Raw genomic sequence first — 13784 nt, 5'->3', positions numbered from 1 at the left:
CAAATGCCGTGCCTGGAAATCAGCGCTTTAAAAGCTTTATCCAATTAAGTATTTTGCAGGGATAACGGGGCGACGAACGCCCCCCACCTTGTGACAAGGACCTCCCCGTGAGCGGACTGCGTGAACGTCAGAAAGCCGAGCGACGGCAAGCCATCAGCCAGGCAGCCATCGAACTGTTCGAGCGCCAGGGCTTCCAGAACACCACCATCGAACAGATCGCCAGCCAGGCCGGCGTGTCACCGCCCACGGTGTTCAAGTACTTCGGCAACAAGCAGGAAATCATTCTGGAAATTCTGCACCACGCCGATCAGCGCGCCATCACCGACACCCGCAGCCTGATCAAGAACATTGAAGATCCGGTCGAGGCAATGTGCCATTTGGAGCGGCTGTTGACCGGTTACGCTCTGGAGGTCATGCACCCCAACTTATGGCGCGAGCTGCTGCCGTTGATCCTGTTCGGCGGCAGCAACGAACTGCCCGCAGGCTACCGGGCCATGAACGATGCGCTCAGGACCGAAATCAGCCAACTGCTCAGGGAGCTGCAAGAGGCCGGCAAACTGCGCCCGCAACTGGATGTGGAATTGGCCGCGTTCCTGTTGAACGACTACTCACACTTGCAACTGTTCAGGCTGGTGAATCAGGAGCAGCCGGATATCGAGGCGCACTCGTTGCAGGTTCGGCGTATCACTGAGTTGCTGTTTTATGGGATGCAGGCCTGATAGACCACCGACGCAGCCTCGCCAGGGTGCGGCGCCTGCTATGCGCAACCAACTCTCCCCTGAAGCGCGCGACCTATGTAACCCAATGGCTATGTACTCGCGCCCATGCCTCAACACTCAGTAAAACCGATAACACCAAATTACCACCTGATCGGCGCTGGGGTACTGCACCAGCCCGATGAAACTGGCACGACTCAGCCAATCCAACCGCCCCTTGGGCACCTGAAACACCGGCGTGCACGTGCAGCGATACTCCGCCTCGGGAATCGGCCATTGCCCCTCGCGCTCCAGCTGGCGACCATACTCCGTCATGTTCAGCAGCCCCCGGTTACGCAGGTTGATCAGTTCGCCCTGATCCGTTCTGAGGCTGTAACGCGCGTCCAACTGACCCACGCCGTCAGGGCGCAAAAGAAACAGATCCTCACCGCCCGCCAGCACCTGGCCGCTGACACCGACCCCTTCGAATGTCCCACCCACAATCGGGTAATTGCAGCGCACTCCGTCGACGCTGTCTCCCAGCATCACGCCCGGCCCTATCGCAACGCGCAAGGTCAGCACGCGCTGCAAGTTGGGCGCCACGGCCATCAAGTCCAAAGGTTCAGTCATGGTGCAACTCCAGGCCCGGCGCGCATGCACCGGGCCATACTGCTCAACGGTTAGTCTTGATCGCCGTCCAGGTGCGGTTGCGGATACGCTCCACGGCGGCTGGCACCGGCTCCAGCGCGAACAGCGTCTTGCGCGCCGCATCCGGCACATACATGTTCGGATTGTTGCGGATACTGGCGTCCACCAACGCGGTGGCGTCCTTGTTCGGGTTGGGGTAGCCGATCTGGTTGCTGATGCGGGCAATCACGTCCGGACGCAGGATGTAATTGATGAACACGTGGGCTTCGGCCAGGTCCGGCGCATTGGCCGGGATCATCATCACATCCGACCACATCGGCGCGCCTTCCCTGGGCAGGGCCATTTCGACCTTGACGCCCTTGCCGGCGGCATCGGCCAGGCGTGTGGCCAGGGCAACACCGCCGGACCAGCCCACGCCGACACAGATATCACCGTTGGCCAGGTCCATGCCGTAGCGCGACGAGTTGAAGTAGGTGATGTAGGGGCGGATCTTCATCATCAAGGCCTGGGCCTGCGGGTAGTCCTCGCGTTTCTGGCTGTTGGGGTCCAGGCCCTTGTAGTGCAGGGCAATCGGCAGGATTTCGTTACCGGCATCGAGAAAGCCCACGCCGCAGCTGGCGAGCTTGGCGAGGTTTTCTTCCTTGAAAATGATGTCCCAGCTGTCTATCTGCACGTCGGGGCCCAGGGCCTTGCGCACCTTGTCGACGTTGTAGCCGATCAGCGTGGTGCCCCACAGGTAAGGCGCGGCATAACGGTTGCCGGTGTCGCCCACCGCCTCCAGCGATTGCATGAATGGCGGGTCCAGGTGCTGCCAGTTCGGCAATTGCTTGCGGTCCAGCGGCTGCACGGCGCCGGCCGTGATCAGGTGCCCCAGGTTGGCGGTGCCGGGGAACACCACGTCATACCCGGAGTTGCCCGTCAGCAGCTTGGACTCCATGGTCTCGGCACTGTCGAACACATCGTAAATCGGGCGAATGCCGGTTTCTTCCTGGAAGCTCTTGAGCACGTCAGGGGGCAGGTACTCGATCCAGTTGTAGATGCGTACGGTGCGTTCTTCGGCCAGGCAAAAACCGCTGATCAACAATGAAGCAAGCGTGCCCAGCAAGGTGTTGCGCAAAAAACCATTCATGATCAAACACTCCAGCGCGGCCGCGATGGCTCGCAGCACTTAATAGCGATAGGTGAAATACAGCTCCAGCGCACTGAACTTCTGGTCGTTGCCGAACACCTGCCTGGCAGCCGCCAGTGGCTTGACCCAGTTATAGGAAAGCGAGCTATAGAACGACGGCGTTGGCGTCCAGTCGAGGAATATCACGCTCTCATCGGCAAACCGCCGATCATTGACCGCCGCGCCCATGTAGTTCTTCTCATCCAGCCAGAACTGGTAGTGAATCGCGCCGAGAGTCAGGGTTTCGTTGAGGTGGGTCTTGAGTGAGAATTGCTGGACGTTTTCGTTGCTGTTGAACAACAGGTAATTGCCGACCACATCACCGACCAGCCACGTGCTCCAATCGACGAAGCCTTTGCTCAGTGGGTCCCAGGCTTTCTGACGGTTATCCGCCAGGTTGTCGTCACCGGAAAAACTCGCGTAGCGATAACCGATGACAGGCGTCAGCGGCAATGCGCTGAAGGCATAGTCGGCCTGGCCGTACCAGGCGTTGGCATCATAGTCGACCCCCTCGCCGCTGCCGCGCTCCAGTGCGTACTCGGCATTCAACGTCAGGGCCTGGACACCGGGCACCTTGGCATTGAGCGCTCGCAGGTTGTACACCTGCATCCCGTCGCGACGCCGCGGCAGCGTGCTGCCCTTGGGCCCCAGGGCGTTGACCTTCAGGGCCATGGCACCCAGCGTTACCTGGTCATCAAGGGTGTAATCGAGGTTGACGCCGGTCATGCGGAAATCGCCCAGGTCATCATCGGTGCGCAAGGTGAAGACCTGCGATTTCAGCGCGCCGTGGTTCCAGGCCAGGATCGCCGAGTCCTCGAAGGCTGTGCGCGGACCCAGCCAGTAAGCGGCGTCTTTGAACTGGTCGAGGTTACCGTCCATGACAATGAAGCCCGTACCGATCATGTAGTTCTGGCGCCCGGCGGTGAACGTCCATTCGCCGGCGCGAAAACCGCCATAGAGTTCCTCGGCCGCGACCTTGCCATCGGAGCTGCGGGTAAAGCCGCCCGCATCGCCGTCGCCGAACGTGGTGGCAGCCACCAGCGACCCGCCGGCCAGCAGACTGAAATCGGGTTGCACCGCATACTCGAGCTTGACGCCCGGTTTTACGTAGAACTCTTGCCAGTCGATCCGGGTTCCGCCATTTTTTCCGTTGCGCGCATCGACCCGGCCGCGACCGAAGTTGACGCCGCGCGTGGATAAGGTTGCACCGCCTGCCGTGAGATTGACTTCACCCTTGAGGTTACCGTCCTCAAAGGTATAGCCCGCCCACGCGACATGGGTGGTCAAGGGTAAGCCGAGCGCTAAGAGCGCTCCAGAGAAACGCTTGGTGAAAACCATAAGAAGCTCCTGTGGAATTATTGTTGTTACAGGGCAGTCAATGGCGACGCAGCGCGCCGCCAACACCTGGCCAGGCCAGGTGAATAGAACGCAAGACGCTTATTGTTTTAGGTGTGTCAGTGGCTCAGGTGGTCGGCGATGGCGCGCAGCATGCGCACGCTGTCGCCATCGAACGGGCTGACCGCGTCGGTCAGCGAGGATTGCTTGACGATCACTACGCCCGACGGCTTGTCGATGAACAGGTACTGGCCATGAATGCCGCCGGCCATCAACGCCTGGCTGTGGTCGTTGAACACGTACCACTGGCTTCGATAGGACGCACCCGGCGTCCAGCTGGAGAACTCGGTATTTTGCGCGTAGACCGCGGGGTCGGCACCGGCGGCGATACGTGCCACGGTCTCGCGAGACAGCAGCTCGACCCCATCGTGACAGCCATCGCTGGCCAGCAGCCGGCCAAAACGCGCCATGTCTCGCAAGGTCGCACTGAAGCCGGCCCCGGCCACATTGCGCCCCCAGGGATCGGCCATGAAATGGCCGTCGCGCTCGCAGCCCAGGCGCGCCCAGATCTCCTCCAGCATCGCGCTGCAGGCCTTGCCCGAAGCACGCTCCATCACCCACGCCAGGGCTTCGGTGGTGGCCGTCACGTAATGGAAAAAACCACCGTGGTCGCCGCGCTTCTTGAGCGACGGCAAATACGCGTACAACGATTCGAACTGGGCGTATTGCGCCGGTGCCGGTTGAAAGCCGCAGGCGTAACCGTACTGGGAACTCTCCGAGTTGGGGTCGTCATACACCTCGCTGTACTCGATGCCCACCGCCATGTCGAACAGTTGGCGCACCGTGGCATCGCCAAACGCGCTGCCCACCAGTTCGGGCACGTAGTACGCGGCCGGCAACTCGGGCCTGAGCACGCCTTGGGTGACCAGTTGTTCGCCCAGGGTGCCGATCAACGACTTGGTCACCGAGAACATGATGTGGCGGTCACAGGCGCGCTGCCCGTTGAAGTAGCGCTCGAACAGCACCGTGTCACCCCGCATCACCAAAAAAGCGTCGGTCTGGCTGGCTACCAGATGATCGATGACGCTGATGCTCAACCCGCACTCGCTGTCGAAATACAGTGCGTCCAGTGCTGTCGGGACGTGCTTGAGCGCAGCCACAGGCATCGCGCCCGCCTGCACGTCGATGGTGGGACGCAGACGCGCCAGGTTACGAAAGCCCCATTGGCTGAAGGGCGAACGCATCCAGTTGCTCCAAGTGACGCGGTGTTGCGGCGCTGCCGGAAAGCCCTGCATGAGTGACGGTGCCAAGCGCGGCGCGGATAACGACTCGGCGGTCTGGACGTACAGACTGGCCAGTGACGGCGTGATTTTCTGACCCATGGCATAACCCTGGAAATGACTCTGCATGCGAGCAGATGCGCAGCAATAATTAACCGGGCAATATTCTTTAGTCAATAAAAGTTTTTATTTAAATTAATAAACCGCCTCTACGCCGCTATCAGGTTGCCAGTATTTACGACACGCAGTGGTGAGCTAGCCTTGATGGGGGATGGCTCGTTACCCAGGAGCCCTGCGTAAGCCGCATGGAGATAACGATCATGAACCTGCGCCTGCTGATATTTTTGATGACCGCCTCTACCTCTTCGACCGCCTTGGCGGCGGCGTGTGATGTCTACACCCGCACCCAGAGTGACCAGGTGCCGATGGTTGAACAACACACCTGTTATGCCTACGAAGGCATGCCCTCCGAAGCCATCGACTGGTCGTGCAGCAACGAACAAAAAGACATGCTGATCACGCAAAAAAGCCGGGTTGCCCAATGCCCCGGCGACTACGCGGCCAGTTGCAAGGCCACATTGACCCAGGAAGCACTTGCCAACCCGCATGCCACCGCCAAGGCCCCGGGGCACACAGGCGCCGTGCTTCCCGGCAACGCTCGTATGGTGACCTACCACTATGCGGCGCAGGACCTCAAACAGGCCAAAATCGATTGCGAGAAAGACGGTGGGCAGTGGACATGGCAGTCCGCTCAGTAGACAGCGCCGCGGCCATCGGCGCCGCCCCGCTCGTCCAGCGCTAAGCCTGTTCGCCCGCCAGCGCACGCTGGTGAAAATGCGGCAGCCATTTCAAGGCATGCACCGACGCGGCCAGTTGAACGTCCTCACGCGCGCCCATGAAACGCTCCTTTCGACTGAACACACTGAGCCCTCGGTCGGTGCGATAGGCCCAGGCAAAACAGATCGTCCCCGCCGGTATGCCATCGACATCCTCGGGGCCGAGGATGCCGCTGGTGGCCACCGCCACATCGGCGGGGCTGTCGCGTAACGCGCCCCTGGCCATCTCGCACACCACCTCGCAACTGGTGAGGTTGAACGTCTCGATCGTGCCGGCGCGCACGCCCAGCAAGCGTTGCTTGGCCTCTGGCGAGTACACGACGTAGCCACTTTCAATCATTGACCCACTGCCCTCGACTTGCGAAAGCAGCGTGACGATCTTGCCGGCCGTACAGGACTCGGCAGTCGTCAGCACCAACTGGTTGCGTTTTAGATAGTCGACGGTGGAAGCCGCTACGGACATGGTTTTACCTCCTGCATCTTTGACATCCGATTGAACGCCCGTTTGGCCGGGCCTTCTAAGTACTTGCATGCCTGAACCCGGCAAGCGCCGCCCCGAAAACGACCATGGAAGGACCCCAGCAATGAAACAAGCCAACCGGGAAACCACCCTCCAATCGCTCTGCCTGACGGTGGCCGTTACTTTTCTGACAGCCTGCGCCGGCAATAACTCCGTTTCGAATGTCGTGGCGCCCGGCACCCCCACCTCGCCGACCACGCGCGCGCTCGACGCGGGTGCCGGGCTGCTCCAATCGCGCCCACCCATCGAGGCGTTGAACGCTTATCTGGACGGCTTTCACTTCTACAACGGCCATCCCGATGTGCAAATGGAAGCGCATCACTACTGCGCCATCCTCAACGAAGAGGTGATCCAGTGCGTGATCTACGACGGCAACCGCAAGGACGCCAAGTTGATGGGCGTCGAGTACATCATCAGCGAGCAGCTGTTCAGCACGTTATCCGCATCTGAAAAGGCCTTGTGGCACAGCCACGTGCATGAGGTGAAATCCGGGCAACTGGTCGCGCCGGGCATTCCCAAGGTGGCCGAACATGCCCTGATGGAAAAGCTGGTGCACACCTACGGCAAGACCTGGCACACCTGGCATACCGACCTGCACAAGCGCCTGCCGCTGGGTGTGCCCCAACTGATGATGGGGTTCACCGCCGATGGTCAGGCTGACGCGCGCATGGTCGCCGAACGCGATCAGCGGCTGGGCATCGACAGCCACGAGAAGAAGCGCGCCCGTGCCGATATCCGCGCGCCAGCTATCGCACCCGGTGCGGATGCATGGCGCCAGGGCAACGTCATCCAGATCGTTGATCCGACCGAAACGCCCCATCAGCACTGATGGCGCCACCGGGTCATCGAGCGTAGGAGCCCGTAACAAGCAAACGAACCACACGCTGGGGCAACCGCCCCCTTTTACTGAGAGGTAAACCAGCATGTCTTACGACTATCAAGGTAACGCCACTGTCATCACCGCATCACGCCATCTGGGCACGCCATCGGATGAACGCCTGAATGAATCAGTCGATATCCAACTGACCAGCAGCGGCAAACCCACCATTGCCCGCCTGGATTTCCACGCGCCGCTCGACTGGCCCGGCAACCCAAACTTCGTCACGGTCAACCTGCCGGATGGCACGTCCGTCAGCGGCATCATCGCCGAGATTCAACGCCCTCAGGACGGGCCGGGCTGGGTGACATTCACCGTGGACGACTGAGGCGCTCGATACCCGTTATCGCGTTGTCGGACAATTTTTTGAATCTTTTCTGACGCCCTAAATCTTTAGTTCATGAGCACAAGGAGGCCTCATGAAACACAACGGTTTATTCACAATTCGGTACCAACTCCACGGCGAACAAAAGTCGTTCGTCGTGCGTGCGGCGCAGATGAACAATGCCGAGGCGTGGCATTGGGCCAGCTGCGATGCCGGCGTAGCGGTCATCCCCAGGTTTGGGCAACACACCTTCAAGCGTGTGTCCAAACCCATGGCGGAAAAATACGGCATTACGGACGTGCGCTGGAGCGGCGCCGCAGAGATCCAATGGGCGGAGGCCTGACACCATGAACAGTCACATCCTGGGTTACACAACAAGACAGACATGGGATGAAGAGATCGCGCAAAACACCGAAATGTTCTTTGAGGCCGATCGACTGGACGCGCATGCGTACAAAATCATCGAGTCCTACAGCGGCGATCCGCAGACGTGGGCGCGCTTTCTCGAAGCCAAGAAAATCGCCGACGCACAACGTACCGCCGCTTATCGAGACTGGATGCGCATTCGACGCGCCATGCGCAAGTAACTATCCGCTCACCATAAGGAGGATTTTCAATTCTTAAAAGTTATGTAGATCACATTTAGGTCGCGGGGGTGTCAGGCAGATAGTCGTCTGCCCCCAAGCCGTCGCGGGAGCAAGCTCCCTCGCCACAGGTTCGAAGTTGCATTCGATATGTGTATATCCGTGCGGCTACGACCGCGCCACTCGTCCGATTGAATAAACCTTCGCGCTCAACTACGCCTCAACCGAAAGGTAAAGGTCCACGCGAGGGCCTTCGAGTGGCCTGAAGGGATTCTGTCATTCGCAGGTTTTCAGCTATATTTCGCTTTTCGTTCAGCCCTCACCCCTCGCTGGAATTCGTCCCCTCTACACGCTCTCTCGTGCGCGGTTAACCAAGGTTGGTATTTATGAAGTCTGCCCCCCTGCGGTCCCCCAACGTTCCGCAACGCAAGGAACTGACCCCCAGCCACCTGAGCTTTCCGGTGGTAGGTATTGGCGCGTCGGCAGGCGGGCTGCAAGCGGTGAAAGCCTTTTTTGAGCACATGCCCAAAGACTGTGGCATGGCGTTCGTGGTGATCCTGCATCTGTCCCCCGATCATCAGAGCGTGGCGGACAAGATCATCCAGGAGTCGACCGGCATGCCGGTCGTGCAGGTCAATAGCACTTTGCCGATCGAAAAGAATCGGGTGTATGTCATTTCGCCTGCACAGCTGTTGAAGATGAATGATGGCTATCTGTCTGTATCGCCCTCGGTGCGCGAGGGCGGTTCGCATGTGGCCATCGACCTGTTCTTTCGCGACCTGGCAGACACCCACAAAGAGCGGGCGTTTTGCCTGGTCCTCTCCGGTACCGGCTCCGACGGCGCGGTGGGCCTTTCACGCATCAAGGAGCAAGGCGGCATCACCCTGGTGCAAACACCGGAAGACGCCGAGTACGACGGCATGCCCCTGGCAGCGCTGGAAACCCAGATGGTCGACCTGGTCCTGCCCGTGGTGGAGATGCCACAGAAATTGCTGGAGCTGTGGCGAAACGCCCAATCGATCATCCTGCCCACGGCCAATGACCCCGAGATCCGTACCACCCCGCCCGCCACCGAGCGTGATGCGGCCCTGGCCGAGCAATTGTTGCTCGACATCCTGGTCCAACTGCGCGCCAGCACCGGGCACGACTTCAAGCACTACAAACGCGCCACCGTGCTGCGCCGGATCGAGCGGCGCTTGCAGGTCACCGCCCAACCGGACCTGGCCACCTATTACACCTACCTGCAGGGGCACCCGGAAGAAACCAAGGCATTGCTCGGCGATATGCTGATCGGGGTGACCAATTTCTTCCGCGACCGCGAGGCCTTCGAAGCGCTTGAGCGGGATGTGATTCCCAACCTGGTCAAGTCCCTGGAAGACAGCGTGCCGCACCGCGAGGAAGTGCGCGTGTGGTCGGCCGGCTGTTCCACCGGCGAGGAGGCCTACAGCCTCGCGATGCTGGTCGCCGAGCAGTTGGCGCTGGAGGCCAGCAGCGCGAAGATGCAGATATTTGCCACCGATATCGATGAGCGCGCCATTACCCATGGGCGCAACGGTGTGTATCCCGAAGCGATCATCACGGACGTGCCGCCTTCACGCCTGCGCCAGTACTTCGCCAAGGAGAAAAACCAGCACTACCGGGTGCGCAAGGAGATTCGCGAAAAGGTGCTGTTCGCCAAGCACAGCCTGCTGGCGGACCCGCCGTTCTCGCAGATCGATTTGATCGTGTGCCGCAACCTGTTGATCTACCTGGACCGTGAAGTACAGCGCGACATCCTGCAACTGTTCCACTTTGCGCTGCGCCCCGGTGGCTACCTGTTCCTGGGTTCGTCGGAGTCGGCCGATGGCTGCCTGGACCTGTTTGTGCCGGTGGACAAGCGCAACCGCATCTTTCGTGTGCGTGCCGGCTCCTCCGCGGTGCGCCGCGCGCCCACCATGCCGCGCGGTGGCTATCTGCGCCCGAACGCCCCGACCACCGCCGCCGTCGCGCCGCCCCCCAACAAGGTCTCGTTCAACGATATCCACCTGCGCGCCCTGGCCAAGGCCGCGCCGCCCAGCGTGATTGTCGACATCCACGCCGATATCCTGCATATGAGCGAAGGCGCGGGACGGTTCCTGCGCTATGTGGCCGGGGAAATCACCCACAATCTCCTGGCGCTGGTGCATCCCGATCTGCGCCTGGATATCCGCACCACACTGTTCCAGGCCCAGCAATCGAATATCGCCGTGACCTCGCGCAAGGTCCGCATCCAGCGCGAACAGGGCACTTACCTGGTGGACATCAGCGCCCGCCCCTACCGCGATGACGCCACCGAAAACGACTATGTGCTGGTGATGTTCCAGGAAACCGAAGTCGATCCGCAGCAGTCCGAGGCCGACACCATCAGCCACGCTGAAAACCAGCTCATGAGCGCTCTGGAGCGCGAGCTGCAACGCACCAAGCTGCACTTGCAGGACACCATCGAGCAGGCAGAAGTCTCCAGCGAGGAACTCAAGGCCTCCAACGAGGAGATGCAGGCGATCAACGAAGAACTGCGCTCGGCCACCGAGGAGCTAGAAACCAGCAAGGAAGAGTTGCAGTCGATCAATGAAGAGTTGTTGACGGTCAATTATGAGCTCAAGACCAAGGTCGAGGAGACGGACAAGGTCAACGACTACCTGGCCAACCTGATCGCCTCCACCGACATTGCCACGGTGTTCGTCGACCGCAACATGCGCATCCGCTGGTTCACCCCGCGGGCCACTGATCTTTTCAGCATGCTGCCGGTGGACACCGGGCGCTCGCTGATGGACATCACGCACCGCCTCGATTACCCGCAGATGACCGAGGATGCGACGACCGTCTTTGAATCGCTGAGCATGATCGAGCGGGAAATCAGCAGCAAGGACGCGCGCTGGTACATTGCGCGCTTGCTGCCTTACCGCTCCAGCGAAGACCATATCGACGGCACCGTACTGACGTTTATCGATATCACCAAGCGGCGCCAGGCCGAAGAGGAACTGCGCCTGGGTGAAGAGCGCATGCGCCTGGTCGCCGAGAGCACCCATGATTTTGCCATTATCATTTTGAATGACCATGGCGCCATCACCGATTGGAACACCGGTGCCGAACTGATCTTCGGCTACACCAAGGACGAAGTGCTGGGTGCTTATTACGACCTGATTTTCTCACCGGAAGACCGCTCCGCCGGCATACCCGAGAGCGAACTGCGCGCCGCCCGCGAACATGGGCGCGGCGAAGATGAACGCTGGCACGTGCGCAAGGATGGCAGCCGGTTCTATTGCAGCGGTGAAGTCACCCTGCTCAAGAGCGCCAGCCTGCAGGGCTACGTCAAGATCGCCCGCGACCTCACCGGCCACAAACGCACCCAGGATGAACAGAGTCAGCGGTTGAGGGAGACCCAGACCAACAGTCATCTCAAGGATGAATTTTTCGCGGTGATGTCCCACGAACTCAAACACCCGTTGAACCTGATCCAGTTGAACGCCGAGTTGCTGCGACGCTTGCCCGCCACCAAGACTGCGGCCCCGGCGGTCAGGGCTGTGGAGACCATTTGCGAAGCGGTGTCGAGCCAGGCGCGGATCATCGATGATCTGCTGGATGTGGCGCGGGTTCGTACCGGCAAGCTCAAGCTGAAAAAACAACCGGTCGACCTGATTCGCACACTGCAGGACATCCACAGCGTGGTGCTTGCCGACGGGCATCATCGCCAAGTCACCCTGCAGACACCGTCGGAACCTGGTGCGTTGATCGTCGACGCCGATCCGACGCGCATCGAGCAAGTGACCTGGAACCTGGTCAACAATGCGCTGAAGTTCACCCCACAGGATGGCCAGGTGCAACTGGTGCTCAGCCGCTCGAACGGGCACGCGCAACTGGACGTCATCGACAGCGGCGCCGGGCTCGCCGACGACAGCCTGGAAAAAATCTTCGACCTGTTCGGGCAGGCGGAAAACCAGCATCAGACCCATCAACGCGAGGGCCTGGGGATTGGCCTGTCGCTGGTGCGCCAACTGGTGGAAGCACACGACGGTTTGGTGAGTGTTCACTCCAAAGGCTTGGGCTTTGGCTGCACCTTCTCGATCCGGTTGCCGCTGAGCGCACGCCAGGATCACTTGCCGAACACCGGCGACACCCAGGCCGAGGATGAACGCCTGAACGGCATCAAGGTATTGCTGGTAGACGACTCCGCGCAGGTGCTTGAAGTGCTGAATATGCTGCTGGAAATGGAAGGTGCCCAGGTCAGCGCATTCAGCGATCCGCAAAATGCCCTCGCAACCGCCCGTGACGCCCGCTATGACGTGATTATCTCGGACATCGGCATGCCGAAAATGAACGGCCATGAGCTGATGCAGAAGCTGCGCAAGATCGGCCATCTGCGCGAGGTTCCGGCCATTGCCCTGACCGGCTACGGTGCCGGCAATGACCAGAAAAAGTCCGCTGATTCAGGCTTTGACACCCATGTCAGCAAGCCCGTGGCCCATGATGCGTTGATCAACCTGATCGAACAACTCTGCCGTTCACGCCGTTAGGCAGGGCTCACTCAAAGGGGATCACCGAGATTTTTCCGTTGCGCTCAAGAATGGCGAATTTGATCTGCTCGATCTCGACGATGCCCTGGGCGGAGCGGGCCGCTTCGAGAATATCGCTTTCGTCCAGTCGCGCCTGCTTGAGACGTTCCACGAGCACTCTGCCGTGTTCAACCACGATGGTCGGCCCGCCATCCAGCAAGCGGGCAAACCAGCGTGAGCGCTGCTTGACCAGCGAGAAGCCAATGTCGATGGCGATCAATGTGACGATCACAAGAATAGCGTTGGTCAACGAAAAATCTTCGCCCAGCAGCGCCTGTTGCGTGGCCTCGCCAATCACCATCAGTAGCACCAGGTCAAAGGTGGTCAGTTCCGCCAGGGAGCGCCTGCCGGCGATCTTGAATAGAACCAGCAACAGCAGGTAAATCGCGGCTGCGCGCAAGACCGAGTCCATGGTGCCCCCTACGGGTAAATGAATTGTGAGAAACGCACGGACGCGCCCGTTGCCAGCGTCACCTGGGTGTCGAAGCTACCCACGCCGTCGCTGCGTAAGGTCAGGTACAGCACCGCCTGACCATCATTGTCGCTCAGCACCCACAGCCTGACGCCTTCACCCGCGGTACTGGCCTTGAGGGGTTGCGGCTGCAGCATCTCAATATTGAAACCCTGCAGCAGCTCGCCACTGATCGCGACTTCCAAGGGCTCGCGCGCCTTGCCCCGCAGATGAATCACCAGCACATCCGAAGCGCCGTTGCGCAGGAAGCGTTGGTGTTCGACACGCAACTGCCCATCAGCGCTGCGTGTTTGCGCGGTGCTCAACGGCCCCTTGGAAAACAAGCCGACCAAGCTCAGGCCGATCAGCATGACCAGCGCATACCAACCCAAGCGCTCGAAGCGCCAGACCTTGCGCTGCAAGGCCATGTCTTCATTGACCGGGTAACTGCGGCTGCGCAGGTCGTCGTGAACCGGTGGCTTCATACGGCGCAC

The 13784-nt window shown here is 60.4% G+C and carries 14 protein-coding genes; 7 read left to right on the top strand and 7 right to left on the bottom strand.

The features are described 5' to 3' along the window. Positions 1–107: 107 nt before the first annotated feature. Positions 108–719 carry a TetR/AcrR family transcriptional regulator gene (locus PSH66_RS12150; RefSeq protein WP_305429169.1) on the top strand — a complete coding sequence of 204 codons (612 nt, stop codon included), beginning with the start codon at positions 108–110 and terminating at the stop codon, positions 717–719. 117 nt (positions 720–836) lie between these two features. On the opposite strand, the gene PSH66_RS12145 is transcribed toward PSH66_RS12150, so the two are convergent. From PSH66_RS12145 to PSH66_RS12130, 4 genes are all read right to left on the bottom strand, one after another. Beyond that, entirely contained in the window at positions 837–1325 is a 489-nt protein-coding gene (locus PSH66_RS12145) for a DUF3237 domain-containing protein (protein WP_305429168.1), read from the bottom strand. 43 nt (positions 1326–1368) lie between these two features. Beyond that, a complete protein-coding gene (locus PSH66_RS12140) occupies positions 1369–2472 on the bottom strand; it encodes a polyamine ABC transporter substrate-binding protein (protein WP_305429166.1) in 1104 nt (367 codons plus the stop codon). A 39-nt stretch (positions 2473–2511) separates the two neighbouring features. Further along, the gene (locus tag PSH66_RS12135) at positions 2512–3849 is read right to left on the bottom strand and encodes an alginate export family protein (protein ID WP_141064142.1); all 1338 of its coding nucleotides are present in this window, start codon (positions 3847–3849) and stop codon (positions 2512–2514) included. 116 nt (positions 3850–3965) lie between these two features. Then, a complete protein-coding gene (locus PSH66_RS12130; protein ID WP_305429164.1) occupies positions 3966–5228 on the bottom strand; it encodes a serine hydrolase in 1263 nt (420 codons plus the stop codon). A gap of 218 nt (positions 5229–5446) precedes the next feature. Here PSH66_RS12130 and PSH66_RS12125 point away from each other — a divergent pair, with 218 nt between their 5' ends. Continuing rightward, entirely contained in the window at positions 5447–5884 is a 438-nt protein-coding gene (locus PSH66_RS12125; protein ID WP_305429163.1) for a hypothetical protein, read from the top strand. A gap of 40 nt (positions 5885–5924) precedes the next feature. On the opposite strand, the gene PSH66_RS12120 is transcribed toward PSH66_RS12125, so the two are convergent. Continuing rightward, positions 5925–6425 (bottom strand): CinA family protein, encoded by a 501-nt coding sequence (locus PSH66_RS12120; RefSeq protein ID WP_141064140.1) that lies wholly within the window; start codon positions 6423–6425, stop codon positions 5925–5927. A gap of 121 nt (positions 6426–6546) precedes the next feature. Between PSH66_RS12120 and PSH66_RS12115 the strand changes: the two genes are divergently transcribed. The 5 genes from PSH66_RS12115 to PSH66_RS12095 all read left to right on the top strand — a co-directional run bounded on the left by PSH66_RS12115 (position 6547) and on the right by PSH66_RS12095 (position 12800). Then, positions 6547–7311 (top strand): OBAP family protein, encoded by a 765-nt coding sequence (locus PSH66_RS12115; protein WP_305429162.1) that lies wholly within the window; start codon positions 6547–6549, stop codon positions 7309–7311. Between the two features lie 94 nt (positions 7312–7405). Next, positions 7406–7687: a hypothetical protein gene (locus PSH66_RS12110; RefSeq protein WP_003174488.1), complete on the top strand. Its 282-nt coding sequence runs from the start codon at positions 7406–7408 to the stop codon at positions 7685–7687. A gap of 91 nt (positions 7688–7778) precedes the next feature. After that, the gene (locus tag PSH66_RS12105; RefSeq protein ID WP_305429160.1) at positions 7779–8027 is read left to right on the top strand and encodes a DUF6555 family protein; all 249 of its coding nucleotides are present in this window, start codon (positions 7779–7781) and stop codon (positions 8025–8027) included. Between the two features lie 4 nt (positions 8028–8031). Beyond that, positions 8032–8271: a hypothetical protein gene (locus PSH66_RS12100; protein ID WP_305429158.1), complete on the top strand. Its 240-nt coding sequence runs from the start codon at positions 8032–8034 to the stop codon at positions 8269–8271. Between the two features lie 383 nt (positions 8272–8654). After that, positions 8655–12800, top strand: a complete 4146-nt coding sequence (locus PSH66_RS12095) for a CheR family methyltransferase (RefSeq protein ID WP_305429157.1) — start codon at positions 8655–8657, stop codon at positions 12798–12800. Between the two features lie 7 nt (positions 12801–12807). Here the strand turns inward: PSH66_RS12095 and PSH66_RS12090 are convergent, their stop codons facing one another. Together PSH66_RS12090 and PSH66_RS12085 are read right to left on the bottom strand one after the other, a co-directional pair. Next, the gene (locus PSH66_RS12090; RefSeq protein WP_078824067.1) at positions 12808–13251 is read right to left on the bottom strand and encodes a DUF421 domain-containing protein; all 444 of its coding nucleotides are present in this window, start codon (positions 13249–13251) and stop codon (positions 12808–12810) included. A gap of 8 nt (positions 13252–13259) precedes the next feature. Beyond that, positions 13260–13775 carry a hypothetical protein gene (locus PSH66_RS12085; RefSeq protein ID WP_141064136.1) on the bottom strand — a complete coding sequence of 172 codons (516 nt, stop codon included), beginning with the start codon at positions 13773–13775 and terminating at the stop codon, positions 13260–13262. Positions 13776–13784 lie beyond the last annotated feature (9 nt).

This window comes from Pseudomonas sp. FP597 (assembly GCF_030687435.1).
GTDB classification, from domain to species: Bacteria; Pseudomonadota; Gammaproteobacteria; order Pseudomonadales; family Pseudomonadaceae; genus Aquipseudomonas; species Aquipseudomonas lactucae.
This window is presented reverse-complemented; position numbering and strand designations above follow the sequence as displayed.

What these genes read in the sequence shown, in the direction of transcription:
- PSH66_RS12145 (WP_305429168.1), bottom strand. Translation starts at nt 1,325, where the DNA reads ATGACTGAACCTTTGGACTTGATGGCCGTGGCGCCCAACTTGCAGCGC.
- PSH66_RS12140 (WP_305429166.1), bottom strand. Translation starts at nt 2,472, where the DNA reads ATGAATGGTTTTTTGCGCAACACCTTGCTGGGCACGCTTGCTTCATTG.
- PSH66_RS12135 (WP_141064142.1), bottom strand. Translation starts at nt 3,849, where the DNA reads ATGGTTTTCACCAAGCGTTTCTCTGGAGCGCTCTTAGCGCTCGGCTTA.
- PSH66_RS12130 (WP_305429164.1), bottom strand. Translation starts at nt 5,228, where the DNA reads ATGGGTCAGAAAATCACGCCGTCACTGGCCAGTCTGTACGTCCAGACC.
- PSH66_RS12125 (WP_305429163.1), top strand. Translation starts at nt 5,447, where the DNA reads ATGAACCTGCGCCTGCTGATATTTTTGATGACCGCCTCTACCTCTTCG.
- PSH66_RS12120 (WP_141064140.1), bottom strand. Translation starts at nt 6,425, where the DNA reads ATGTCCGTAGCGGCTTCCACCGTCGACTATCTAAAACGCAACCAGTTG.
- PSH66_RS12115 (WP_305429162.1), top strand. Translation starts at nt 6,547, where the DNA reads ATGAAACAAGCCAACCGGGAAACCACCCTCCAATCGCTCTGCCTGACG.
- PSH66_RS12110 (WP_003174488.1), top strand. Translation starts at nt 7,406, where the DNA reads ATGTCTTACGACTATCAAGGTAACGCCACTGTCATCACCGCATCACGC.
- PSH66_RS12105 (WP_305429160.1), top strand. Translation starts at nt 7,779, where the DNA reads ATGAAACACAACGGTTTATTCACAATTCGGTACCAACTCCACGGCGAA.
- PSH66_RS12100 (WP_305429158.1), top strand. Translation starts at nt 8,032, where the DNA reads ATGAACAGTCACATCCTGGGTTACACAACAAGACAGACATGGGATGAA.
- PSH66_RS12095 (WP_305429157.1), top strand. Translation starts at nt 8,655, where the DNA reads ATGAAGTCTGCCCCCCTGCGGTCCCCCAACGTTCCGCAACGCAAGGAA.
- PSH66_RS12090 (WP_078824067.1), bottom strand. Translation starts at nt 13,251, where the DNA reads ATGGACTCGGTCTTGCGCGCAGCCGCGATTTACCTGCTGTTGCTGGTT.
- PSH66_RS12085 (WP_141064136.1), bottom strand. Translation starts at nt 13,775, where the DNA reads ATGAAGCCACCGGTTCACGACGACCTGCGCAGCCGCAGTTACCCGGTC.